Origin of the sequence: Pseudomonas sp. NA-150, from assembly GCF_044336365.1 — a bacterium.
Taxonomy (GTDB): Bacteria; Pseudomonadota; Gammaproteobacteria; order Pseudomonadales; family Pseudomonadaceae; genus Aquipseudomonas.
Map to the genome: position 1 here is coordinate 718,800 of NZ_CP172305.1, position 22,245 is coordinate 741,044.

Annotated in this window: 24 protein-coding genes; 17 read left to right on the top strand and 7 right to left on the bottom strand. The window is 57.7% G+C overall.

The annotated features are described in order from the left end of the window. Nucleotides 1-126 precede the first annotated feature (126 nt). The 5 genes from lptB to ACF0H7_RS03510 are packed head-to-tail and all read right to left on the bottom strand — an operon-like array spanning nucleotide 127 to nucleotide 3,470. Nucleotides 127-852, bottom strand: a complete 726-nt coding sequence (gene lptB, locus ACF0H7_RS03490; RefSeq protein WP_397451414.1) for an LPS export ABC transporter ATP-binding protein — start codon at nucleotides 850-852, stop codon at nucleotides 127-129. Next, on the bottom strand, nucleotides 852-1,394 hold the full coding sequence (lptA, locus tag ACF0H7_RS03495) for a lipopolysaccharide transport periplasmic protein LptA (protein ID WP_397451415.1): 543 nt from the start codon (nucleotides 1,392-1,394) through the stop codon (nucleotides 852-854). The genes lptB and lptA overlap by 1 nt, the downstream gene beginning before the upstream one ends. Then, on the bottom strand, nucleotides 1,381-1,953 hold the full coding sequence (gene lptC / locus ACF0H7_RS03500) for an LPS export ABC transporter periplasmic protein LptC (RefSeq protein ID WP_397451416.1): 573 nt from the start codon (nucleotides 1,951-1,953) through the stop codon (nucleotides 1,381-1,383). Before lptC ends, lptA begins: the two co-directional genes overlap by 14 nt. Nucleotides 1,954-1,962: 9 nt before the next feature. Next, the gene (gene kdsC / locus ACF0H7_RS03505) at nucleotides 1,963-2,496 is read right to left on the bottom strand and encodes a 3-deoxy-manno-octulosonate-8-phosphatase KdsC (protein ID WP_397451417.1); all 534 of its coding nucleotides are present in this window, start codon (nucleotides 2,494-2,496) and stop codon (nucleotides 1,963-1,965) included. Continuing rightward, nucleotides 2,496-3,470: a KpsF/GutQ family sugar-phosphate isomerase gene (locus ACF0H7_RS03510; protein WP_397451418.1), complete on the bottom strand. Its 975-nt coding sequence runs from the start codon at nucleotides 3,468-3,470 to the stop codon at nucleotides 2,496-2,498. Before ACF0H7_RS03510 ends, kdsC begins: the two co-directional genes overlap by 1 nt. A gap of 307 nt (nucleotides 3,471-3,777) precedes the next feature. Here ACF0H7_RS03510 and ACF0H7_RS03515 point away from each other — a divergent pair, with 307 nt between their 5' ends. From ACF0H7_RS03515 to hisC, 10 genes are all read left to right on the top strand, one after another. Beyond that, nucleotides 3,778-4,587 (top strand): ATP-binding cassette domain-containing protein, encoded by an 810-nt coding sequence (locus ACF0H7_RS03515; protein WP_397451419.1) that lies wholly within the window; start codon nucleotides 3,778-3,780, stop codon nucleotides 4,585-4,587. After that, a complete protein-coding gene (gene mlaE / locus ACF0H7_RS03520; protein ID WP_397451420.1) occupies nucleotides 4,587-5,381 on the top strand; it encodes a lipid asymmetry maintenance ABC transporter permease subunit MlaE in 795 nt (264 codons plus the stop codon). Before ACF0H7_RS03515 ends, mlaE begins: the two co-directional genes overlap by 1 nt. Then, nucleotides 5,381-5,848 (top strand): outer membrane lipid asymmetry maintenance protein MlaD, encoded by a 468-nt coding sequence (mlaD, locus tag ACF0H7_RS03525; RefSeq protein ID WP_397451421.1) that lies wholly within the window; start codon nucleotides 5,381-5,383, stop codon nucleotides 5,846-5,848. The genes mlaE and mlaD overlap by 1 nt, the downstream gene beginning before the upstream one ends. An 11-nt stretch (nucleotides 5,849-5,859) precedes the next feature. Continuing rightward, nucleotides 5,860-6,513 carry a phospholipid-binding protein MlaC gene (locus tag ACF0H7_RS03530; protein ID WP_397451422.1) on the top strand — a complete coding sequence of 218 codons (654 nt, stop codon included), beginning with the start codon at nucleotides 5,860-5,862 and terminating at the stop codon, nucleotides 6,511-6,513. Beyond that, nucleotides 6,510-6,818 (top strand): lipid asymmetry maintenance protein MlaB, encoded by a 309-nt coding sequence (locus ACF0H7_RS03535; RefSeq protein WP_397451423.1) that lies wholly within the window; start codon nucleotides 6,510-6,512, stop codon nucleotides 6,816-6,818. The genes ACF0H7_RS03530 and ACF0H7_RS03535 overlap by 4 nt, the downstream gene beginning before the upstream one ends. A 111-nt stretch (nucleotides 6,819-6,929) precedes the next feature. Continuing rightward, nucleotides 6,930-7,169, top strand: a complete 240-nt coding sequence (locus ACF0H7_RS03540; RefSeq protein WP_397451424.1) for a BolA family protein — start codon at nucleotides 6,930-6,932, stop codon at nucleotides 7,167-7,169. Nucleotides 7,170-7,191: 22 nt separating this feature from the next. After that, nucleotides 7,192-8,457: a UDP-N-acetylglucosamine 1-carboxyvinyltransferase gene (gene murA, locus ACF0H7_RS03545; RefSeq protein ID WP_397451425.1), complete on the top strand. Its 1,266-nt coding sequence runs from the start codon at nucleotides 7,192-7,194 to the stop codon at nucleotides 8,455-8,457. Between the two features lie 89 nt (nucleotides 8,458-8,546). After that, complete coding sequence (hisG, locus tag ACF0H7_RS03550; protein WP_397451426.1) at nucleotides 8,547-9,182, top strand: ATP phosphoribosyltransferase; 636 nt, start codon at nucleotides 8,547-8,549, stop codon at nucleotides 9,180-9,182. Nucleotides 9,183-9,313: 131 nt separating this feature from the next. After that, the gene (gene hisD, locus ACF0H7_RS03555; protein ID WP_397451427.1) at nucleotides 9,314-10,648 is read left to right on the top strand and encodes a histidinol dehydrogenase; all 1,335 of its coding nucleotides are present in this window, start codon (nucleotides 9,314-9,316) and stop codon (nucleotides 10,646-10,648) included. Further along, nucleotides 10,645-11,697: a histidinol-phosphate transaminase gene (hisC, locus tag ACF0H7_RS03560; RefSeq protein WP_397451428.1), complete on the top strand. Its 1,053-nt coding sequence runs from the start codon at nucleotides 10,645-10,647 to the stop codon at nucleotides 11,695-11,697. The genes hisD and hisC overlap by 4 nt, the downstream gene beginning before the upstream one ends. 110 nt (nucleotides 11,698-11,807) lie before the next feature. Here hisC and algW read toward each other — a convergent pair whose 3' ends face one another. Further along, on the bottom strand, nucleotides 11,808-12,965 hold the full coding sequence (gene algW / locus ACF0H7_RS03565) for a Do family serine endopeptidase AlgW (protein ID WP_397451429.1): 1,158 nt from the start codon (nucleotides 12,963-12,965) through the stop codon (nucleotides 11,808-11,810). A gap of 113 nt (nucleotides 12,966-13,078) precedes the next feature. Here algW and ACF0H7_RS03570 point away from each other — a divergent pair, with 113 nt between their 5' ends. The 4 genes from ACF0H7_RS03570 (at nucleotide 13,079) to ACF0H7_RS03585 (ending at nucleotide 17,627) form a co-directional block, all read left to right on the top strand. After that, nucleotides 13,079-13,837 carry a Nif3-like dinuclear metal center hexameric protein gene (locus tag ACF0H7_RS03570; RefSeq protein ID WP_397451430.1) on the top strand — a complete coding sequence of 253 codons (759 nt, stop codon included), beginning with the start codon at nucleotides 13,079-13,081 and terminating at the stop codon, nucleotides 13,835-13,837. A gap of 135 nt (nucleotides 13,838-13,972) precedes the next feature. After that, entirely contained in the window at nucleotides 13,973-14,890 is a 918-nt protein-coding gene (gene cysD, locus ACF0H7_RS03575) for a sulfate adenylyltransferase subunit CysD (RefSeq protein ID WP_397451431.1), read from the top strand. Between the two features lie 15 nt (nucleotides 14,891-14,905). Continuing rightward, nucleotides 14,906-16,801, top strand: a complete 1,896-nt coding sequence (gene cysN, locus ACF0H7_RS03580; RefSeq protein WP_397451432.1) for a sulfate adenylyltransferase subunit CysN — start codon at nucleotides 14,906-14,908, stop codon at nucleotides 16,799-16,801. 328 nt (nucleotides 16,802-17,129) lie between these two features. Next, nucleotides 17,130-17,627: a hypothetical protein gene (locus ACF0H7_RS03585; RefSeq protein ID WP_397451433.1), complete on the top strand. Its 498-nt coding sequence runs from the start codon at nucleotides 17,130-17,132 to the stop codon at nucleotides 17,625-17,627. A 767-nt stretch (nucleotides 17,628-18,394) separates the two neighbouring features. Here ACF0H7_RS03585 and ACF0H7_RS03590 read toward each other — a convergent pair. Then, nucleotides 18,395-18,829: a YhcB family protein gene (locus ACF0H7_RS03590; RefSeq protein ID WP_397451434.1), complete on the bottom strand. Its 435-nt coding sequence runs from the start codon at nucleotides 18,827-18,829 to the stop codon at nucleotides 18,395-18,397. A 145-nt stretch (nucleotides 18,830-18,974) separates the two neighbouring features. Here ACF0H7_RS03590 and ACF0H7_RS03595 point away from each other — a divergent pair, with 145 nt between their 5' ends. The 3 genes from ACF0H7_RS03595 to zapE all read left to right on the top strand — a co-directional run bounded on the left by ACF0H7_RS03595 (nucleotide 18,975) and on the right by zapE (nucleotide 22,164). Next, a complete protein-coding gene (locus ACF0H7_RS03595) occupies nucleotides 18,975-19,604 on the top strand; it encodes an alpha/beta hydrolase (protein ID WP_397451435.1) in 630 nt (209 codons plus the stop codon). A 54-nt stretch (nucleotides 19,605-19,658) separates the two neighbouring features. Next, nucleotides 19,659-21,002 carry a tryptophan--tRNA ligase gene (locus ACF0H7_RS03600; RefSeq protein WP_397451436.1) on the top strand — a complete coding sequence of 448 codons (1,344 nt, stop codon included), beginning with the start codon at nucleotides 19,659-19,661 and terminating at the stop codon, nucleotides 21,000-21,002. 67 nt (nucleotides 21,003-21,069) lie between these two features. Beyond that, complete coding sequence (gene zapE, locus ACF0H7_RS03605) at nucleotides 21,070-22,164, top strand: cell division protein ZapE (protein WP_397451437.1); 1,095 nt, start codon at nucleotides 21,070-21,072, stop codon at nucleotides 22,162-22,164. Nucleotides 22,165-22,245 lie beyond the last annotated feature (81 nt).

Genomic DNA, 22,245 nt, shown 5'->3' on the forward strand with positions numbered 1-22,245 from the left:
CGCCAACTTAAGCAAATTATATGCCTGAAACCTAAGTGTTTGCCTAGGGTGTGGTGACAATTAATATACTTGCCAACCACCGCACCCTAGTGTCCGTCGCCTATGAAGAGCGAAACACCGCAGAACTTACAGGCGGAACTCATGGCCGAGGTAAACCTCTTTAACCAGTTGGTTGGCCAGAATTGTCTCCGCATCACCCTCAGCGATCAGTTGCCCGTCGTTGACGATGTACGCGGTTTCACAGATATCCAGCGTCTCACGAACGTTGTGGTCCGTGATCAGAACGCCGATGCCCTTGGCTTTCAAGTGGTGGATGATCTGTTTGATATCGCCGACCGAGATCGGGTCGACGCCGGCAAACGGTTCATCGAGCAGAATGAACTTGGGCGATGTGGCCAGGGCGCGGGCGATTTCTACCCGGCGGCGCTCACCACCGGACAGGCTCATGCCCAGGTTGTCGCGAATGTGGCTGATGTGGAATTCCTGCAGCAGGCTTTCCAGCTCCTTGCGACGTGCGGCGCGGTCGAGTTCCTTACGGGTCTCGAGGATGGCCATGATGTTGTCGGCCACCGAGAGCTTGCGGAAAATCGACGCTTCCTGCGGCAGATAGCCGATACCGGAGCGTGCGCGGCCGTGCATGGGCTGATGGCTGACGTCGAGGTCATCGATCAATACGCGGCCCTGATCGGCGCGTACCAGGCCGACGATCATGTAGAAACACGTGGTCTTGCCGGCGCCGTTTGGCCCCAGAAGACCAACGATCTGCCCACTTTCGATGGACAGGCTGACATCACGAACGACCTGACGGCCCTTATAGCTTTTAGCCAGATGCTGGGCTTTCAGCGTTGCCATTAAGGAGCCTTCTGCGCGTCGGGTTTGCTTTTCGGCTGGATAACCATGTCGATCCGTGGGCGCGGGGCGGTTACTTTGGCGCCGTTGGCGCGCCCGGCGTTGACGATCTGCTTCACGGTGTCATAGATGATTTTCTCGCCTTCCGACGTGTTGCCATCATTGACGACCTTGGCTCTGTCAATCAGGACGATTTTATCCTGGGTGGCAAAGTACTGGATGGTCACGCCCCATGCCTGCACGATCGGCTTGTTCAGTTCCGGCTTCTGTTCGTAGTACGCCAGGTTGCCAACAGCAGTGAATACGTTGATTTCGCCGGTAGGCAGACGGGTGATGGTCACCGTGTTGCCGGTGATCTTCAGCGTGCCCTGCGTGATGATGACGTTGCCTTTGTAAGTGGCAATGCCTTGTTTGTCATCAAGCTGCGCGTCGTCAGACTGGATATGGATAGGCTGATCGCGATCCGTCGGCAGAGCCCATGCGCTCACGCTTCCCAGTGCTGTGCCCAGGCCGAGCAAAAAAGGGAGGGTTTTAACGAGCCTCATACAGTCCTCTTACTTTGGACAGCAGGTTCATCCTGCCGTCGTTCAAATACGCTTTCATGCCCGTGCCGGTAGATACACCGCCGAAACCGTCGATTCTAACGGCTTGCTCGGTCTGCGCATATTGCTTCTGTGGGAATACGGTCATTCGGCTGCTGGTAATGATGGTCGTGCGGTTTTTTTCGTCTGTGCGGGCAATGCGAACCTGGTCGATCAGTTCGACATGATCGCCGCCTGGCGAAACCTCGCCCTTCAGGCTCTGGACGTGCCACGGGTAAGCGGCACCGCGAAACATGTTCAGGTCCGGCATGGTCAGCAGGGTGACGTCGGACACCTGCAGGTGCTCGACTTTGTCGGCTGTCATGTCGTATTGCAGCTTGCCGTCAGGAAGAAACTGGCGGCTGTGGGCATTGATCGCATAAAAGTCGATCGTGCCCGCGTCAATCTGTGCCGCCTTCTTCTCGAGAAAGGTTTCAGGGTTGATGTTCCAGTAGCCTGCGGCAGCTACCAGCCCCGCGATCACGCCCAGAAACAAAAACCTGCGAATTGTTTTGCTCAGCATAAATAACTTCTATAGGTAGGCGGCGTGGGCCGCTTCAAGACTGCCTTGGGCGGTCAGGATCAGCTCGCAGAATTCACGGGCCGCGCCTTCACCGCCGCGCGCCTGGGTAATGCCATCGGCATGTTGCCGAACGAAACTGGCGGCATTCGCGACTGCCATGCCCAGGCCTACGCGCCGAATGACCGGCAAGTCTGGCAGATCGTCACCCAGATAGGCGACTTGTTCATAGCTTAGGTTGAGTTCAGCGAGGAGTTCGTCGAGAACCACCAATTTATCTTCGCGACCTTGATACAAATGATGAATGCCCAGGTTCTTCGCGCGGCGTTCGACCACGGGAGTCTTGCGGCCGCTGATGATTGCGGTGCGCACGCCGGATGCAATCAGCATCTTGATACCCTGGCCGTCGAGGGTGTTGAAGGTCTTGAACTCGCTGCCGTCTTCGAGGAAGTACAGGCGGCCGTCGGTCAACACGCCGTCGACGTCGAAAATCGCCAGCTTGATGTTCTTGCCGCGTTGCAGCAGATCGGTGGTCGCTTCGCTCATTACATAACCCCTGCGCGCAGAAGATCCTGCAGGTTGAAGGCGCCGATGGGGTGGTCGTTTTCGTCCACCACGATCAGTGCGCCAATCTTGTTGTCTTCCATGATTTTCAGTGCCTCGGCCGCGAGCATCTCGGGGCGGGCGGTCTTGCCGTGGACGGTCATCACTTCGTCGATGGTCGCCTTGCGAATGTCGATGTTGCGGTCCAGCGTGCGGCGCAAATCACCGTCGGTGAAGATCCCGGCAAGACGCCCGTCGGCTTCGGTGATGGCGGTCATGCCCAGGCCCTTGCGAGTCATTTCCATCAGCGAGTCGCGCAGCAAGGTGCCACGCAGGACCTTTGGCAAGTCGTCGCCAGTGTGCATGACGTGCTCGACCTTGAGCAGCAAGCGACGGCCCAGGGCGCCGCCGGGATGCGAGAAAGCGAAGTCTTCGGCGGTGAAGCCGCGCGCTTCAAGCAGCGCCACTGCCAGGGCATCGCCCATGACCAGCGCGGCGGTGGTCGACGAAGTCGGCGCCAGGTTCAGCGGGCAGGCTTCCTGCTCGACGTGCACGTTCAGATTGACCTCGGCGGCCTTGGCCATCGCTGAGTCCGGATTGCCGGTCAGACTGATCATCTTGATGCCCAGGCGCTTGATCAGCGGCAGCAGGGTCACGATTTCAGCAGTCGAGCCTGAGTTGGAAATCGCCAGGATGATGTCGTCGGAAGTGATCATGCCCATGTCGCCATGGCTCGCTTCGGCTGGGTGGACAAAGAATGCAGTAGTACCGGTGCTGGCCAGGGTGGCAGCAATCTTGTTGCCGATATGCCCGGATTTCCCCATGCCAACCACTACAACGCGTCCCTTGCCGGCCAGAATCATCTCGCAGGCACGCACGAAATCCGCATCGATGCGGGTCAGCAAGCCTTCTACGGCTTCTATTTCGAGGCGAATGGTGCGCTGTGCTGTTTGGATCAGGTCGCTGGATTGGCTCATGTCAGAAATCAGTTAGCCTGGTGAAAAGGCGGCGATTATAGCGGTAATGGTCAATTCCCTCACGCTTGATCGTCGGTCTTTCTTGCTTAAGGGGGTTCAATTGACGGCAGAGGCTTGTCGCTGCGTCTTTCGCTGTAGTCAATTGTGCCAATTACCTACTGCTCGTTTGCAGGAAAAACGCTTCATTGCATGGGCCAGGTGCGCTTGCGGTGGTATAGTTCGCCGCCAGTTCGGCCCACCTAGCCAGTGCATGTCTTGCGTCATGGACTCGGCGCAGGAGAGTGAGGCTGCATAGCCAGGAGTTTAGATGAGCGCCGATAACGCCTACGCGGTCGAGCTGAAGGGTGTTTCCTTCAAGCGCGGTACGCGCAGCATCTTCAATAATGTCGATATTCACATTCCGCGAGGCAAGGTCACCGGCATCATGGGACCTTCCGGCAGTGGCAAGACTACTTTGCTGCGTTTGATGGGCGCACAACTGCGTCCGGACAAGGGTGAAGTCTGGGTCAACGGTCAGAATCTGCCGAAGCTGTCGCGCAGCGATCTGTTCGACGCCCGCAAGCGGATGGGTGTTCTGTTTCAGAGCGGTGCGCTGTTCACGGACCTCGACGTCTTCGAAAACGTTGCCTTCCCGTTGCGGGTTCACACCAAGCTGCCTGAAGACATGATTCGCGACATCGTCCTGCTCAAGTTGCAGGCGGTCGGATTGCGCGGTGCCGTTGAATTGATGCCCGATGAGCTGTCTGGTGGCATGAAGCGGCGCGTGGCACTGGCTCGAGCCATCGCCCTCGATCCGCAGATCCTCATGTACGACGAACCGTTCGTAGGTCAGGACCCGATTGCAATGGGGGTGCTGGTACGTCTTATTCGCCTGCTCAACGATGCCCTCGGGATCACCAGTGTCGTGGTCTCCCATGACCTGGCCGAAACCGCGAGTATTGCCGACTACCTCTACGTCGTCGGCGATGGGCAGGTCCTCGGGCATGGCACGCCGGCCGAGCTGATGAATTCGGATAATCCGCGCATTCACCAATTTATGACCGGTGAGCCGGATGGCCCCGTTCCATTCCATTATCCGGCACCGGATTATCGCAAAGATCTTTTGGGGAAGCGCTGATGCGCAGAAAGACAATACTGGGCCGTATCAACCTGTTCGGGCGCTCTGCACTCGACATTGTTGCGGCATTGGGGCGCTCGGCGCTGTTTCTGCTTCACGCCTTGGCCGGTCGCGGCATTGGTGGTGGTTTTCAATTGCTGGTTCGGCAGTTGTATTCGGTCGGTGTCATGTCCCTGCTGATCATTGTCGTCTCGGGCGGGTTCATCGGCATGGTGCTGTCGCTGCAGGGATTCAGTATTCTGACCAAGTACGGTTCGGAGCAGGCGGTCGGCCAGTTGGTAGCCTTGACTCTGTTGCGTGAATTGGGGCCTGTGGTGGCGGCGTTGCTGTTCGCGGGTCGTGCCGGTTCGGCATTGACCGCAGAAATTGGCAACATGAAGTCCACCGAGCAACTTTCCAGCCTGGAAATGATTGGCGTCGACCCGCTCAAGTACATCATCGCGCCGCGCTTGTGGGCCGGCTTTATCTCGTTGCCATTGCTGACCATGATTTTCAGCGTAGTGGGCATCTGGTGCGGTTCATGGGTCGCCATCGACTGGCTGGGCGTTTACGAAGGCTCGTTTTGGGCGAACATGCAAAGCAGCGTGTCCTTCAACAACGACGTGCTCAATGGTGTAATTAAAAGCGTTATCTTTGCTTTTGTAGTGACCTGGATTGCCGTGTTCCAGGGGTACGATTGTGAGCCCACCTCAGAAGGGATCAGTCGCGCCACGACGAAAACCGTGGTGTATGCCTCGCTGGCCATATTGGGCCTGGACTTTATTTTGACCGCCTTGATGTTTGGAGACTTCTGATGCAAAACCGCTCCCTGGAAACCGGTGTCGGCCTGTTCCTGCTGGCCGGGATCCTGGCTTTGATCTTGTTGGCCTTGCGGGTCAGTGGTCTGACCGTGAGTTCGACCAATGACAGCTATAAAATTTACGCTTACTTCGACAATATCGCCGGTTTGACTGTCAGAGCCAAGGTGACCATGGCTGGTGTGGCCATCGGCAAGGTCACAGCTATCGATCTGGATCGCGACAAATTTACCGGTCGGGTGACGATGGAGGTTCAAAAGCAGGTTAACAACATGCCGACTGACTCCACTGCGTCGATCCTCACCGCCGGTCTGTTGGGCGAGAAATACATCGGTATCAGCGTGGGCGGTGATGAAACTGTGCTCAAGGATGGCAGCACGATCCATGACACCCAGTCTGCGCTGGTACTGGAAGACCTGATCGGCAAATTCCTGCTTAATACTGTGAGTAAAGACGCCAAATGAGGAATATCTCCATGTTCTCCACCTTGCGCCGCGGCCTGCTGATCTTGTTGGCTGCGCTTCCTATGTTGGTCAACGCTGCTCCGGGCCAGTCGGCTCATGACATTGTTGACGGTACGACCAAGCAACTGTTGGCCGATCTGGCCGCCAACAAGGCGAAGTACAAAGCTGATCCAAGCGCCTTCTACGATGCCTTGAACGGTATTGTCGGTCCGGTGATCGACGCTGACGGCATCTCGAAAAGCATCATGACCGTCAAGTATTCGGCCAAGGCTACGCCGCAGCAGATGAAGACCTTCCAGGAAAACTTCAAACGCAGCTTGATTCAGTTCTATGGCAATGCGCTGCTGGAATACAACAACCAGGGCATTACCGTGGCTGCGCCCAAGGATGAAAGCGGCGACCGTACCAGCGTTGATATGAGCGTGAAAGGTAACGGCGGCGCGGTTTACCCTGTGCAGTACACCCTCGAGAAGGTCGGTGGCGAGTGGAAAGTGCGCAACGTGATCATCAACGGTATCAACATCGGCAAGTTGTTCCGTGATCAGTTCGCTGACGCCATGCAGCAGAACGGCAACGATCTCGACAAGACCATCAATGGCTGGGCTGGCGAAGTCGCCAAAGCCAAGGACACAGCGGATAAAGCTGCCGAGAAACAAGCCCAATGAGTGAGGCAGCCGTACGTCTTGGCGCCGCAGGTGAATTGTTCCTGAGTGGTGTGCTCGACTACCGCACCGGTCCGGCCTTGCGCAAGCAAGGTCAGGATTTGATCAAGGCCAGCGCTGCTCCGGCCGTGATTCTGGACTGCTCCGAGGTACAGAAGTCCAGCAGTGTGGGTCTGTCGTTGCTGCTCGCGTTCATGCGTGATGCCAAGGTGGCCGGGAAGATCGTCAGCGTTCAGTCGCTGCCGGATGACATGCGCGAAATCGCTCAGGTCTCCGGCTTGACCGAGTTGCTGGACCAACATCAATAACCATCAGAAAAGCGCTTTCCGTCTGAGTCTCGCTATCCGGGGTTCGCAGGGAGGGCGCTTTTTTTGTATGATGGCCGACCCGCGCGCGTAGGGCGCCGATTGAGGTTAAGCATGCAGGCCGTAGAAGTTAAAAGCTTCCTTGAAGGAAAGCTGCCAGAAACCCAGGTAGAAGTTGAAGGCGAAGGCTGCAATTTTCAGCTGAACGTGATCAGTGACGAACTGGCTACACTTAGCCCAGTCAAGCGTCAGCAGCAGATCTATGCCCATTTGAACCCCTGGATCGCCGATGGCAGCATCCATGCGGTCACCATGAAATTTTTCAGCCGCGCTGCATGGGCCGAGCGCACCTGAGCCAATTGGCGTCGAGACTCTTATGGATAAACTGATTATTACTGGCGGCGTTCGTCTTGATGGCGAAATCCGCATCTCCGGGGCAAAGAACTCTGCCCTGCCGATTCTGGCTGCAACCTTGCTGGCCGATGGGCCGGTAACGGTCTGCAACCTGCCGCACCTGCACGACATCACCACGATGATCGAGCTGTTCGGGCGCATGGGCATCGAGCCTGTGATCGACGAAAAGCTGAGCGTTGAAATCGACGCACGTACCATCAAGACCTTGGTCGCACCGTACGAGCTGGTGAAAACCATGCGCGCGTCGATCCTGGTATTAGGTCCGATGGTTGCCCGTTTCGGTTACGCCGAAGTTGCTCTGCCTGGCGGTTGCGCCATTGGTTCGCGTCCGGTAGACCTGCACATCCGTGGTCTTGAAGCCATGGGCGCGACCATTGACGTCGAAGGCGGCTACATCAAGGCCAAGGCGCCAGAAGGCGGCCTGCGTGGTGCGAACTTCTTCTTCGATACCGTCAGCGTGACTGGTACCGAGAACATCATGATGGCAGCCAGCCTGGCCAACGGCCGTAGCGTTTTGCAAAACGCTGCCCGTGAGCCTGAAGTGGTCGACCTGGCCAACTGCCTGATTGCCATGGGTGCGAACATCACCGGCGCCGGCACCGACACCATCACCATCGATGGCGTTAAACGTCTGCACGGCGCGACTTACAAAGTCATGCCCGACCGTATCGAGACCGGCACCTACCTGGTAGCTGCTGCAGCCACCGGTGGTCGCGTCAAGCTCAAGGACACCGATCCAACCATCCTCGAAGCGGTGTTGCTCAAGCTTCAGGAAGCCGGCGCTGAAATCACTACCGGCAAAGACTGGATCGAGCTGAACATGCACGGCAAGCGGCCGAAGGCGGTCAACGTGCGCACGGCTCCATACCCGGCGTTCCCGACCGACATGCAGGCGCAGTTCATCTCGCTCAATGCCATCGGTGAAGGCACCGGTGCAGTCATCGAAACCATCTTTGAAAACCGTTTCATGCACGTGTATGAAATGCACCGCATGGGCGCGCACATCCTGGTGGAAGGCAACACTGCGGTTGTCACCGGCGTAGAGACGCTCAAAGGCGCGCCAGTCATGGCCACCGACCTGCGTGCTTCGGCCAGCCTGGTGATCTCGGCGCTGGTTGCCGAAGGTGACACCTTGATCGATCGCATCTACCACATCGATCGTGGTTATGAGTGCATCGAAGAAAAACTGCAGATGCTGGGCGCCAAGATCCGTCGCGTTCCGGGCTAGTACGTTTTGAACGCTAATGTTCCGGGCTGATGTGCCCGGGACACGTAGGGCACAGGGATGTGCCCGATTGCCAAGGACTTACGTTTCCCATGTTAACCATCGCACTGTCCAAGGGCCGTATCCTTGACGACACGCTGCCGCTTCTCGCTGAAGCAGGCATTGTGCCGACCGAGAATCCGGACAAGAGCCGCAAGCTGATCATCCCCACGACTCAGGCCGATGTGCGCCTGCTGATTGTGCGCGCGACCGATGTGCCGACCTACGTCGAACACGGCGCTGCCGATCTGGGTGTCGCGGGTAAAGATGTGTTGATGGAATACAGTGGCCAGGGCCTGTATGAGCCGCTGGACCTACAAATTGCCAAGTGCCGTTTGATGACTGCGGGCGCCATCGGTGCCGTCGAGCCTAAAGGCCGTCTGCGCGTTGCGACCAAATTCGTCAACGTCGCCAAGCGTTATTACGCCGAGCAGGGCCGTCAGGTCGATATCATCAAGCTGTATGGCTCGATGGAACTCGCACCGCTGATCGGCCTGGCCGACAAAATCATCGACGTTGTCGACACCGGCAATACGCTGCGTGCCAACGGCCTTGAACCCCAGGAACTGATTGCAACTATCAGTTCACGTCTGGTGGTGAACAAGGCGTCGATGAAGATGCAACACGCGCGTATCCAGGCGCTGATCGATACACTGCGTCAAGCAGTCGAGTCGCGACACCGCGGCTAGTCCTCCCGCGCGACCTTGAGTTGCGCCCAGCTATCCGTGTCATAGCCAAATTTCTCAGGTGCCCGCGCGGATGGCTTGGTAGCTTAGCCACGCGGCACCTGAGTAAATAGCCAATCATCGAGGCCCTCGCTATGACCACGTCCACTGCAATACGCCGACTCAACGCTGCTGACCCGGATTTCGCACATCATCTGGATCATCTGCTGAGCTGGGAAAGTGTGTCTGACGACTCGGTCAATCAGCGCGTGCTCGACATCATCAACGCGGTCCGCGAACGCGGCGATGCGGCGTTGGTGGAGTTCACCCAGCGCTTCGATGGTCTGGAAGTTGCGTCCATGGCCGATCTGATCCTGCCGCGCGAGCGTCTGGAACTGGCCCTGACGCGCATCACGCCCGAACAGCGTACCGCCTTGGAAACCGCTGCCGAGCGCGTGCGCAGTTACCACGAAAAGCAAAAGCAGGATTCCTGGAGCTACACCGAGGCCGACGGCACGGTGCTGGGCCAGAAGGTCACGCCGCTTGATCGCGCCGGTCTGTACGTGCCAGGTGGCAAGGCATCGTACCCGTCGTCAGTGTTGATGAACGCGATTCCGGCCAAAGTGGCTGGCGTGCCTGAGGTGGTCATGGTGGTGCCGACCCCGCGTGGCGAAATCAACGAGCTGGTGCTGGCGGCGGCCTGCATTGCTGGCGTCGACCGGGTGTTCACCATTGGTGGTGCGCAGGCTGTTGCTGCCTTGGCCTACGGCACTGAAAGCGTGCCGCGGGTCGACAAGGTTGTCGGTCCCGGCAACATCTATGTGGCCACTGCCAAGCGTCACGTGTTCGGTCAGGTGGGTATCGACATGATCGCCGGGCCGTCCGAAATTCTGGTGGTGTGCGATGGCCTGACCGATCCTGACTGGATCGCCATGGACCTGTTCTCCCAGGCCGAGCACGACGAAGACGCCCAGGCTATTCTGGTCAGCCCGGACGCCGAGTTCCTCGACAAGGTCGCGGCGAGCATCGCCAAATTGCTGCCGACCATGGAGCGTGCGGAAATTATCAACACCTCGATCACCAGCCGTGGCGCGCTGATCAAAGTAGCGGACATGCAGCAAGCGATTGACGTCGCCAACCGCATCGCGCCTGAGCACCTTGAGTTGTCGGTGGCCGATCCTGAAGCCTGGTTGCCGCAGATTCGCCACGCTGGCGCGATCTTCATGGGCCGCCACACTTCCGAAGCGCTGGGCGATTACTGCGCCGGGCCGAATCACGTGTTGCCGACTTCCGGCACTGCGCGCTTCTCGTCGCCACTGGGTGTGTACGATTTCCAGAAGCGTTCATCGATCATTTATTGCTCGGAGCAGGGCGCATCCGAGCTGGGCAAAACCGCCTCGGTGCTGGCCCGCGGCGAGTCGCTGACCGGCCACGCCCGCAGCGCGGAATATCGGATTGTCGACAACCAGGCACAAGGGAAAAAAGCATGAGCAAGTTCTGGAGTCCATTTGTCAGCAAACTGGTGCCTTATGTGCCGGGCGAGCAGCCGAAGCTGACCAAGCTGGTCAAGCTCAACACCAACGAAAACCCTTACGGCCCGTCGCCGAAAGCGCTGGCCGCGATGCGCGCCGAGCTGACCGACGATTTGCGTCTGTACCCGGACCCGAACAGCGATTTGCTGAAGAAAGCCGTCGCCAGCTATTACGGTGTGCAAAGCAATCAGGTGTTCCTCGGCAACGGCTCCGACGAGGTGTTGGCCCACGCGTTCAGCGCGTTTTTCAAGCACGACAAGCCGTTGTTGTTTCCAGACATCAGCTACAGCTTCTACCCGGTTTACTGCGCTCTTTATGAGATCGAATACGACGCGATCCCGCTGGACGAGCAGTTTCAGATTCGGATCGAGGATTACGCGCGACCCAACGCCGGCATCATCTTCCCGAATCCGAACGCACCTACCGGATGCCTGCTGCCGCTGAGTGCGGTGGAGCAAATGCTCAAAGGCAGCCCTGACTCAGTGGTCGTGGTCGATGAAGCGTACATCGACTTCGGCGGCGAGACGGCGATTGCGCTGGTGGATCGCTATCCGAACCTGCTGGTCACGCAAACCTTGTCCAAGTCGCGTTCGTTGGCTGGGTTGCGGGTAGGGCTGGCGGTGGGTCACCCCGATTTGATCGAGGCGCTGGAACGGGTGAAAAACAGTTTCAACTCGTACCCGCTGGATCGTCTGGCCATCGTCGGTGCGACCGCTGCGTTTGAAGACCGTGAGCACTTCGAGAGCACCTGCAAGGCGGTGATCGATAGCCGTGAGGCACTGATCGAGCAACTGGAAGGCAAGGGCTTTGAAGTGCTGCCGTCAGCCGCCAACTTCATCTTCGCCCGTCACCCACAGCATGATGCTGCCGGGATAGCGGCGAAGTTGAGGGCGCAGGGCGTGATCGTTCGGCACTTCAAGCAGGAACGCATTGCACAGTTCCTGCGGATCAGCATCGGCACGCCGGAGCAGAACCAGGCGTTGCTGGATGGGTTGGGTTCTCTCTAAAGCGACGCGCACTACCCTGTAGGGGCTGCCGGTAGCTGCGATCCCTACGGCCGGAAGGCCATTCCGGCCTTATCGCAGCCTTCGGCAGCTCCTACAGGGTACCGCTGAAATTACTGCTCTTCAGCCGGCGCCGGTGCCGGTGGTGGACGCAAGCCCACTTCGGCAGTCAACGTAAGCTGTTTGCCATTACGCATCACTTCAATGGCAATCTTGTCGCCCGGTTTGGTCCGCGCCACCTGGTTCATTGAGCGCCGACCATCGCCAGCCGCTTCGCCATCGATGCTGAGAATCACGTCGCCCAACTGCAAGCCGGCCTTTTGTGACGGACCGTCGCGGAAGATACCTGCGACCACGATGCCCGGTCGGTCTTTCAAACCAAAGGATTCAGCCAATTCCTGAGTCAGTGGCTGTACTTCAATCCCCAACCAGCCACGAATCACCTGGCCGTGTTCGATGATCGACTTCATCACCTCCAGCGCCAGTTTCACCGGAATCGCGAAGCCAATACCTTGCGAGCCACCGGACTTGGAGAAGATCGCGGTGTTGATGCCGGTGAGGTTACCGTTGGCATCGACCAATGCGCCGCCCGAGTTGCCGGGGTTGATCGCGGCGTCGGTCTGGATGAAATCTTCGTAGGTGTTCAGGCCCAATTGGTTGCGGCCGGTGGCGCTGATGATGCCCATGGTCACGGTCTGGCCGACACCAAACGGGTTACCGATCGCCAGTGCGACATCGCCGATGCGAATGTTGTCTGAACGGCCGATGGTAATCGCCGGCAGGTTTTTCAGATCGATTTTCAGGACCGCCAGGTCCGTTTCCGGATCGCTGCCGATCACTCGGGCCAGGGTTTCACGGCCATCCTTAAGTGCCACCACGATCTGGTCTGCACCAGAGGTCACGTGGTTGTTGGTCAGCAGGTAACCTTCCGGGCTCATGATCACCGCAGAACCGAGGCTCGACTCCATCCGGCGTTGCTTGGGCAGGTTGTCACCGAAGAAGCGACGGAACTGCGGGTCTTCGAACAACGGATGATTGGGCTTGCTCACCACTTTGGTGGTGTACAGGTTGGCCACGGCCGGGGCCGCAATAATCACCGCGTCGGCATACGACACCGGGCCCTGCTGAATAGCGGCGGACTGCGGCGCCTGCTGCAGGTTGACATCCTGGGTCGGTAATCCGACCCAAGTCGGGTAACGCTGGATAACCAACATCGCGATAAGCACACCAGCCAGCAATGGCCAGCCGAAAAAACGCAGTGCTTTAAGCATTGAGCAAAGTCCTGATGGATGCCAAGCGCAGGGCTTTTTGCCGGGTTTGCGCCATAATGGCGGGCATTATACGAGTACAGCGCAGGTCTGAACTGCATATTTAGGAGTCTTTTATGGCTGTTGCCCTGAGCACCCTGGTCGAGGAAGCGGATCGCTATCTGAATAGCGCTCGAATCCAGGATTACTGCCCAAATGGATTGCAAGTCGAAGGGCGTCCGCAAGTGATGCGCATCGTCAGCGGCGTGACCGCCAGTCAGGCATTGCTCGACGCGGCGGTCGAGGCTGAAGCGGACTTGATCCTGGTTCATCACGGTTATTTCTGGAAGGGTGAGAACCCTTGTATTACGGGGATGAAGCAGCGTCGGCTGAAAACGCTGCTCAAACACGACATCAGTTTGTTGTCTTACCACCTGCCGTTGGACCTGCACCCCGATGTCGGCAATAACGTGCAACTGGCGCGTCAACTCGATATCACCATCGAAGGCCCGCTGGACCCTGAAAATCCGCGTATTGTCGGTCTGGTGGGCTCGTTGTCCGAGCCAATGACACCCCGCGATTTCGCGCGCCGCGTGCAAAGCGCGCTGGGGCGCGAGCCGCTGTTGATCGAAGGCAGCGAGATGATTCGTCGGGTCGGCTGGTGTACGGGAGGCGGGCAGGGCTATATCGATCAGGCGGTATTGGCAGGCGTCGATCTGTACCTGAGCGGTGAAGCATCGGAGCAGACTTTCCATAGCGCGCGGGAAAACGACATCAGTTTTATTGCCGCCGGTCACCACGCCACGGAACGCTATGGGGTCCAGGCCTTGGGCGATTATCTGGCGCGACGCTTTGCGCTGGAGCATTTGTTCATCGATTGCCCGAATCCGATCTAACGACCCAAACGAGCCGTTCTATTGATAGATCGTTTCGATCTAGCTGGCTCCCTGAGTATAAGCAGGCGCTGTGATAAAGTGCCCGGCTCGAACACGGCCCGCTGGCCGTCAATCCGTACGTTTTCGTGAGTAGCCATGGTCGACAAACTGACGCATCTGAAACAGCTGGAGGCGGAAAGCATCCACATCATCCGCGAGGTCGCCGCCGAGTTTGATAACCCGGTGATGCTGTACTCCGTCGGTAAAGATTCCGCCGTAATGCTGCACCTGGCCCGCAAGGCATTCTTCCCGGGCAAGCTGCCGTTTCCGGTGATGCACGTGGACACCCGTTGGAAGTTCAAGGAAATGTACAGCTTTCGCGACCGCATGGTCGAAGAGCTGGGCCTTGACCTGATCGTGCACGTCAACCCGGATGGTGTTGCGCAGGGTATCAACCCGCTGACCCACGGTAGCGCCAAACACACCGACATCATGAAGACCGAGGGCCTCAAGCAGGCGCTGGATAAACATGGTTTCGATGCGGCATTCGGCGGTGCCCGTCGCGATGAAGAGAAGTCCCGCGCCAAAGAGCGCGTCTACTCATTCCGCGACAACAAGCACCGCTGGGACCCGAAAAACCAGCGTCCGGAACTGTGGAACGTCTACAACGGCAAGGTCAACAAGGGCGAATCCATTCGTGTATTCCCGTTGTCGAACTGGACCGAACTGGACATCTGGCAGTACATCTACCTCGAAGGCATCCCGATCGTTCCGCTGTACTTCGCGGCCGAGCGCGATGTGATCGAGATGAATGGCACCTGGATCATGATCGACGACGATCGCCTGCTGAACCACCTCAGCGATGAGGACAAAAAGCGCATCGTCAAAAAGAAAGTCCGTTTCCGCACACTTGGCGACTACCCGTTAACGGGCGCGGTCGAGTCTGAGGCTGTCACCCTCACCGACATCATTCAGGAAATGCTCCTGACGCGAACTTCCGAGCGCCAGGGCCGGGTCATCGACCACGATGGCGCCGGTTCCATGGAAGAAAAGAAACGTCAGGGCTATTTCTAAACAGGGTGTCTGCACATGTCGCATCAATCTGAATTGATCAGCGAGGACATCCTCGCCTATCTGGGCCAGCACGAACGCAAGGAACTGCTGCGCTTTCTAACCTGCGGTAACGTCGACGACGGCAAAAGCACGCTGATCGGGCGTTTGCTGCACGATTCCAAGATGATCTACGAAGATCATCTGGAAGCCATTACCCGCGATTCGAAGAAAGTCGGCACCACGGGCGACGAGATCGACCTGGCATTGCTGGTCGACGGCCTGCAGGCCGAGCGCGAGCAGGGCATCACCATCGATGTTGCGTACCGCTATTTCTCCACCGCCAAGCGCAAATTCATCATCGCCGACACCCCTGGCCATGAGCAGTACACCCGCAACATGGCCACCGGTGCGTCGACCTGTGACCTGGCGATCATTCTGGTGGACGCGCGCTACGGCGTGCAGACCCAGACCCGTCGTCACAGCTTCATTGCCTCGTTGCTCGGCATCAAGCACATCGTGGTTGCCATCAACAAGATGGACCTGAAGGGCTTCGACGAAGGCGTGTTCGAGTCGATCAAGGCGGATTACCTGGAGTTTGCCAAGGGTGTCGCGCTGAAGCCGACCACCATGCACTTCGTGCCGATGTCGGCGCTCAAGGGCGATAACGTGGTCAACCACAGCGAGCGTTCGCCGTGGTACACCGGTCAGACCCTGATGGAAATCCTCGAAACCGTTGAAGTCGCGGCTGACCGCAACCTCACCGATTTGCGATTCCCGGTGCAGTACGTCAACCGTCCGAACCTGAACTTCCGTGGTTTCGCCGGTACCCTGGCCAGCGGCATCGTGCACAAGGGCGATGAAGTCGTCGTGTTGCCGTCGGGCAAGACCAGCCGCGTCAAATCCATCGTCACTTTCGAAGGTGAACTGGAGCAGGCGGGTCCAGGTCAGGCCGTCACCCTGACCATGGAAGACGAGATCGATATCTCCCGTGGCGACCTGTTGGTTCACGCCGACAGCATCCCGCAGATCTCCGACAACTTCGACGCCATGCTGGTCTGGATGGCTGAAGAACCGATGCTGCCGGGCAAGAAATACGACATCAAGCGCGCCACCAGCTATGTGCCGGGCTCGATTGCCAGCATTACGCACAAGGTCGACGTCAACACCCTGGCCGAAGGTCCCGCCAGCGAGTTGAAGCTGAACGAAATCGGCCGGGTGAAGATCAGTCTCGACACCGCCATCGCGCTGGACGGCTACGAAAGCAACCGCACCACCGGTTCTTTCATCGTCATCGATCGTTTGACCAACGGCACCGTGGCTGCGGGCATGATCATCGCCCGTCCGGTCCTGGCCGGTACCAGCCACCACGACCATAAAGCCCACGTCGCCACCGAAGAGCGTGCTCGTCGCTTCGGCCAGCAACCGGCAACCGTGCTGTTCAGCGGCCTGTCGGGCGCGGGTAAAAGCACGCTGGCGTATGCCGTGGAGCGCAAGCTGTTCGACATGGGCCGAGCGGTGTATGTACTCGATGGCCAGAACCTGCGTCATGACCTGAACAAGGGTCTGCCAAATGACCGTGCCGGCCGCACTGAAAACTGGCGTCGTGCAGCACACGTTGCGCGTCAGTTCAACGAAGCCGGTCTGCTGACGCTGGCGGCTTTCGTTGCGCCGGATGCAGAAGGTCGTGAACAGGCGAAAGCCTTGATCGGCGCTGATCGGATGATCATCGTTTACGTCCAGGCCTCGCCAACCGTCTGCCGCGAGCGTGATCCGCAGGGCTTGTATGCCGCCAATGGCGACAACATCCCGGGTGAGTCCTTCCCCTACGACGTGCCGCTGAATGCCGATCTGGTTATCGACACTCAAACCGTCTCGTTGGACGACAGCGTGAAGTTGGTGCTGGAACTACTGCGCAGTCGCGGCGCGATTTAAACGTCGCTCGCTGACTGAAAACCCCGCGAAGGAGCGATCTTTCGCGGGGTTTTTTATGGGCTACAGGTTGACGAAACCCTTGTAGGAGCGAACTTGTTCGCGAGGGCGGTGTGCCAGACAGACCGCCGAAGAGTTCACCTGCCTCCGACAACCACCACAGTGAAACGGCTACGCCACCGGTGACGACGGCCGCATGCTGAGGGCTCAGAGCCGGACGTGGCGGCAGTTAAGCGTGAAACAAGAGTGAAATGACATACATATATATGTCACTCAGGTGAAAAGAGCTTGATTAGGTGGAGGCTCATTCATCGTAATTGAGGCAATAAAAATGAGTATTCAATATGTTCCATTTCAAGGCAGCGGCTCTTCGGTGCTGCCGCCTAACCAGAAAATGTCACCCGGGCACTTTCTTGTATCTCCAAATGGGCGGTTCCGGTTGGAGTTGTGGGGTGATGGGAATCTGGTAATCAAAGATAACGGAGTGGTTGCGTGGGTTGCTGATGCTAAACAGCCTTACAGCAGCACGTTGCAACGAAAAGGCGGTACAGTCATTACTTTCTTGGTGAGTAATGGTGGTTTCCTGTATGACGGGCCGGGGAGACGCACCTGGATTGCCAGAAGTACCGAATCGACCGACAAGTCATTTTGGTACAACAATTATCTGGCTATCCAGGATGATGGAAATCTCGTTATCTATGACAATCGTTCGGGTGGTTTGCGTTGGGCGCGTTTTGGGTTTGTGCCTGGACGTATTGGGAAACCGAAGCTGGTTAATGTTAATGACCCTCACACTAATATTTTGAAAAAATGGACTTGGGAGTTTTGATGGGGTGAATTGACTACCGGCTAGCGGGGCAATCCGGGTGAAGTGGGTTAATATCGCATTTGTGCTCTAGGTCAAAACCGCGACGTGCCCATATGAAGCAATTTTCTGTGCAGTCCCCAGGCACGCAGCCGGTAAGTACTAGCGCGGTGATGATTGTTGCGACTGTTTTCATGCGTTCCTCCAAATTTCGAGAGAGCTTAATGACGATTCAAAATGTTATCTATCCGTCATCATCCGAAAAAGTTGTAGGAATAGTCCGTAACATGTTTCATGCACTGCGGGCTTACCCGCAATGGAGCCAGTGCGATCCCTTTGAAAACACTTGCGGAAAATAAAAAAGCCCACCAGCGAACTGTCAGGTGGGCTTTTTAGTGAGTCGTGACAATCTCGAATACAGCGATAATTACAAGGCATCACTGCACTGAGGGTGATACGGGTTTTTTTCACATATTAATATCTGGTTTTTAGGGATGCTCCCTCCCTGCCAACTAATGTCGCAGCCGTTGTGGCAACCGCCCACACAGCCAGAAAGCACTAAGAAACTAACGATCATCACGACTGATTTCATACGCCCCTCCAAATATCGGAGGAGCTTAATGGCGAGATAACTCCATAACTATCCACCAGCTTCCGAAAGGCTTGTAGGAAGGGTCCGCAACTTGTTTCGCTATTGCGCCGGACTGCTACGGAAGTTGGTGTCTTGCTGGAAACAAAAAAGCCCGCCGTTCGGTCCAGAACGGCGGGCTTTTCATTGCGAAGAAGTCAGATCACTTCTTCAAACCGTAATGCTCATCAAGCATGCCGGGGGCATTCGGGGTTTTGGGCGCGTAGTCCTTTGGCGGTTCCGAGTGGCGTGGCGGGGTCAGGCGGTCGCGGGGCGTTGGCGCGGCATCGGAATGCAGGCTGGCCAGCAAACGTTGACGGGTCAGCTCATCCAGGGCCAGACGGTTGGCGCCATCGGAGAGATGGTCCTGTACGTCCTGGTAGCTCTGCGACAGCTTGTTGACCAGGGTCGCCGTGCTGTTGAAGTGGGTTACCACCTCGTTCTGATAACTGTTGAAGCGTTCCTGTACGTCATCCAACTGACGCTGCGTGCTGCTCGGCGCGGCGTTGGGCAGCAGACGCGCGGCCAGGAAACCAATGACGACACCCACGACCAGGGCAAGAGTCGGCAACAACCAAACTAAGAGCGAGTGTTCCACGAGTCCTTCCTCTATAAACGGCTTTGCTTTACGTTAACGGCTCGAACCTGCGCTGTATACCGTGACACGCTCACGGATATCCTAGTCGCAGACAATCAGCTAGACGAGTCGACCCAATTCGAGGTCACGGAGTTCATTTTTGCTCATGCGCGAAACCCCTGTATTGATCGACGGCCCGGTTGGCCAGCTGGAAGCACTTTACCTCGATCTGGAGGGCGCTCACGGCGTGGCGTTGATCTGCCATCCTAACCCGGTACAGGGCGGCACCATGCTCAATAAAGTCGTATCGACGTTGCAGCGTACCGCTCGCGACGCCGGTTTTATTACCTTGCGCTTCAATTATCGCGGCGTCGGCACCAGTGCCGGTACGCACGATATGGGCACCGGTGAAGTCGACGACGCCGAAGCCGCCGCACAATGGTTGCGCGACAAACACCCGGATCTGCCGATGGCCTTGCTCGGTTTTTCGTTCGGTGGTTTTATTGCCGCCACCCTGGGTGGACGCCTGGAAGCCAAGGGCGAGAAACTGAAACATTTGTTCATGGTTGCCGCCGCGGTGATGCGTCTTAACGACCAAACACCGGTGCCACAAAACTGCCCGCTGACTGTCATCCAGCCAGAAACTGACGAAGTGGTCGACCCGCAGGCGGTCTATCGCTGGTCCGAAACCCTCGAACGTCCCCATGAGCTGCTGAAAGTGGCAGAATGCGGACACTTTTTTCACGGCAAGCTGACCGATCTCAAGGATTTGGTCCTGCCGCGTCTTTCGAATTGATTGCAGCCCAACGCGCCTGATTTTGCGGGCGCCAGACTTTATAAGCGACCAGCCATGACCACTCGTATCCTGACCGGCATTACCACCACCGGTACGCCGCACCTTGGCAATTACGCCGGTGCCATCCGCCCGGCCATCGTTGCCAGCCGCCAGAGCGATGCCGATTCGTTCTACTTTCTGGCCGATTACCACGCCCTGATCAAATGCGACGAGCCGTTGCGCATCCAGCGTTCGCGCCTGGAAATCGCCGCGACCTGGCTGGCTGCCGGGCTGGATGTGAATCGGGTGACCTTCTACCGCCAGTCCGACATCCCGGAAATCCCTGAGCTGACCTGGCTGCTGACCTGTGTCGCAGCCAAGGGCCTGCTCAATCGCGCCCACGCCTACAAAGCGTCGGTGGACAAGAACGTGGAAACCGGTGAAGACCCGGATGCCGGCATCACCATGGGCTTGTACAGCTACCCGGTGCTGATGGCGGCCGACATCCTGATGTTCAACGCGCACAAGGTGCCAGTCGGTCGCGATCAGATCCAGCACGTGGAAATGGCGCGGGATATCGGCCAGCGCTTCAACCATCTGTTCGGCCAGGGCAAAGAATTTTTTGTCATGCCGGAAGCCCTGATCGAGGAAAGCGTGGCCACGCTGCCGGGTCTGGACGGGCGCAAGATGTCGAAAAGCTACGACAACACCATCCCGTTGTTCAGCAGCCCGAAAGAGATGAAAGAGGCGATTTCGCGCATCGTCACCGACTCCCGCGCGCCGGGCGAAGCCAAGGACCCGGACAATTCGCACCTGTTCACCCTCTACCAGGCCTTCGCAACCCCTGAGCAAGGCGCTGAGTTCCGTTCTGAGCTGTTGCAGGGTCTGGGTTGGGGCGAGGCCAAGCAGCGCCTGTTCACACTGCTTGACGGCGAGCTGAGCGAGGCGCGCGAGCGTTATCACGGTTTCATGCAGCGTCCGGCCGATCTGGAAGACATCCTCGAGGCCGGCGCCGCCAAAGCCCGCCGTGTGGCGACCCCGTTCCTCGGTGAGTTGCGCGAGGCAGTCGGCCTGCGTTCGTTCCGCAGCACGGTGCAGAGCGCGGACAGCGGCAAGAAAAAAGCGACCAAAGGTGCACGCTTCGTCAGCTTCCGTGAAGACGACGGCAGCTTCCGTTTCCGCCTGTTGGCAGCCGATGGTGAGCAACTGCTGTTGTCCAGCCGCTTTGCCGATGGCAAGACTGCGGGTGCTATCACCAAGCAGTTGCAGCAGGGTGATGAACTCGATCTGCGCATCGAAGATGATCGCTTCAGCCTGTGGATCGACGACGCCTGCGTGGCCGAAAGCCCCGAGTTCGCCACTAGTGCGGCGCGTGATGCAGCCCTCGAAAACCTGACCGTGGCACTGACCCCTCAATAGGTCTGATTGCCATTTTCAAGGGCCGTCGCTACAGTGGCGGCCCGTTTTTGTTGCCTTGCTAACGAATATGAATCCCCTAGAACGATATCAAGCTGATCTGAAGCGCCCTGACTTCTTCCACGATGCCGCGCAGGAAACTGCTGTGCGCCATTTGCAGCGTTTGTACGAAGATCTGATCGCCGCGCACAACAGCAAGCCAGGGATATTCAGCAAACTGTTCGGCAAGAAAGAACATACGCCGGTCAAAGGTTTGTATTTCTGGGGTGGCGTTGGCCGGGGCAAGACCTATCTGGTCGATACCTTTTTCGAAGCCTTGCCGTTCCAGGAAAAGGTCCGCACTCACTTCCACCGCTTCATGAAGCGCGTACACGAAGAGATGAAGACCCTCAACGGCGAGAAAAACCCGCTGACCATCATCGCCAAGCGTTTCTCCGATGAAGCGCGGGTGATTTGTTTCGATGAATTCTTTGTGTCGGACATAACCGACGCGATGATCCTCGGCACGCTGATGGAAGAATTGTTCAAGAACGGCGTGACCCTGGTCGCGACCTCGAACATCGTGCCGGACGGTCTGTACAAAGATGGTTTGCAGCGTGCGCGCTTCCTGCCGGCGATTGCTTTGATCAAGCAGAACACCGAGATCGTCAACGTCGACAGTGGTGTGGACTACCGTCTGCGTCACCTCGAGCAAGCCGAGCTGTTCCACTTCCCGCTGAACGATGCGGCCGAAGAAAGCATGCGCAAGAGTTTCCGTGCGCTGACCCCGGAATGCACTCAGGCCATCGAAAATGATGTGCTGATGATCGAAAACCGTGAAATCAATGCGTTGCTCACCTGCGATGACGTGGCTTGGTTCGACTTCCGCGCCCTGTGTGACGGCCCTCGTAGCCAGAACGACTACATCGAGCTCGGAAAGATCTTCCACGCCGTGTTGCTCAGCGGTGTCGAGCAGATGAGCGTCACCACCGACGACATCGCGCGACGCTTTATCAACATGGTCGACGAATTCTACGACCGGAACGTCAAACTGATCATCTCTGCGGAAGTGGAGCTCAAGGATCTGTACACCGGCGGTCGTCTGAATTTCGAATTCCAACGGACCCTTAGCCGTCTGCTGGAGATGCAATCCCACGAATTCCTGTCGCGGGCGCACAAGCCTTAAATTGGCTGATCGCGGGCAAGCCCCGCTCCTACAGATGTGCGCATGGCGCCAATTTTGTAGGAGCTGACTTGTCTGCGATGG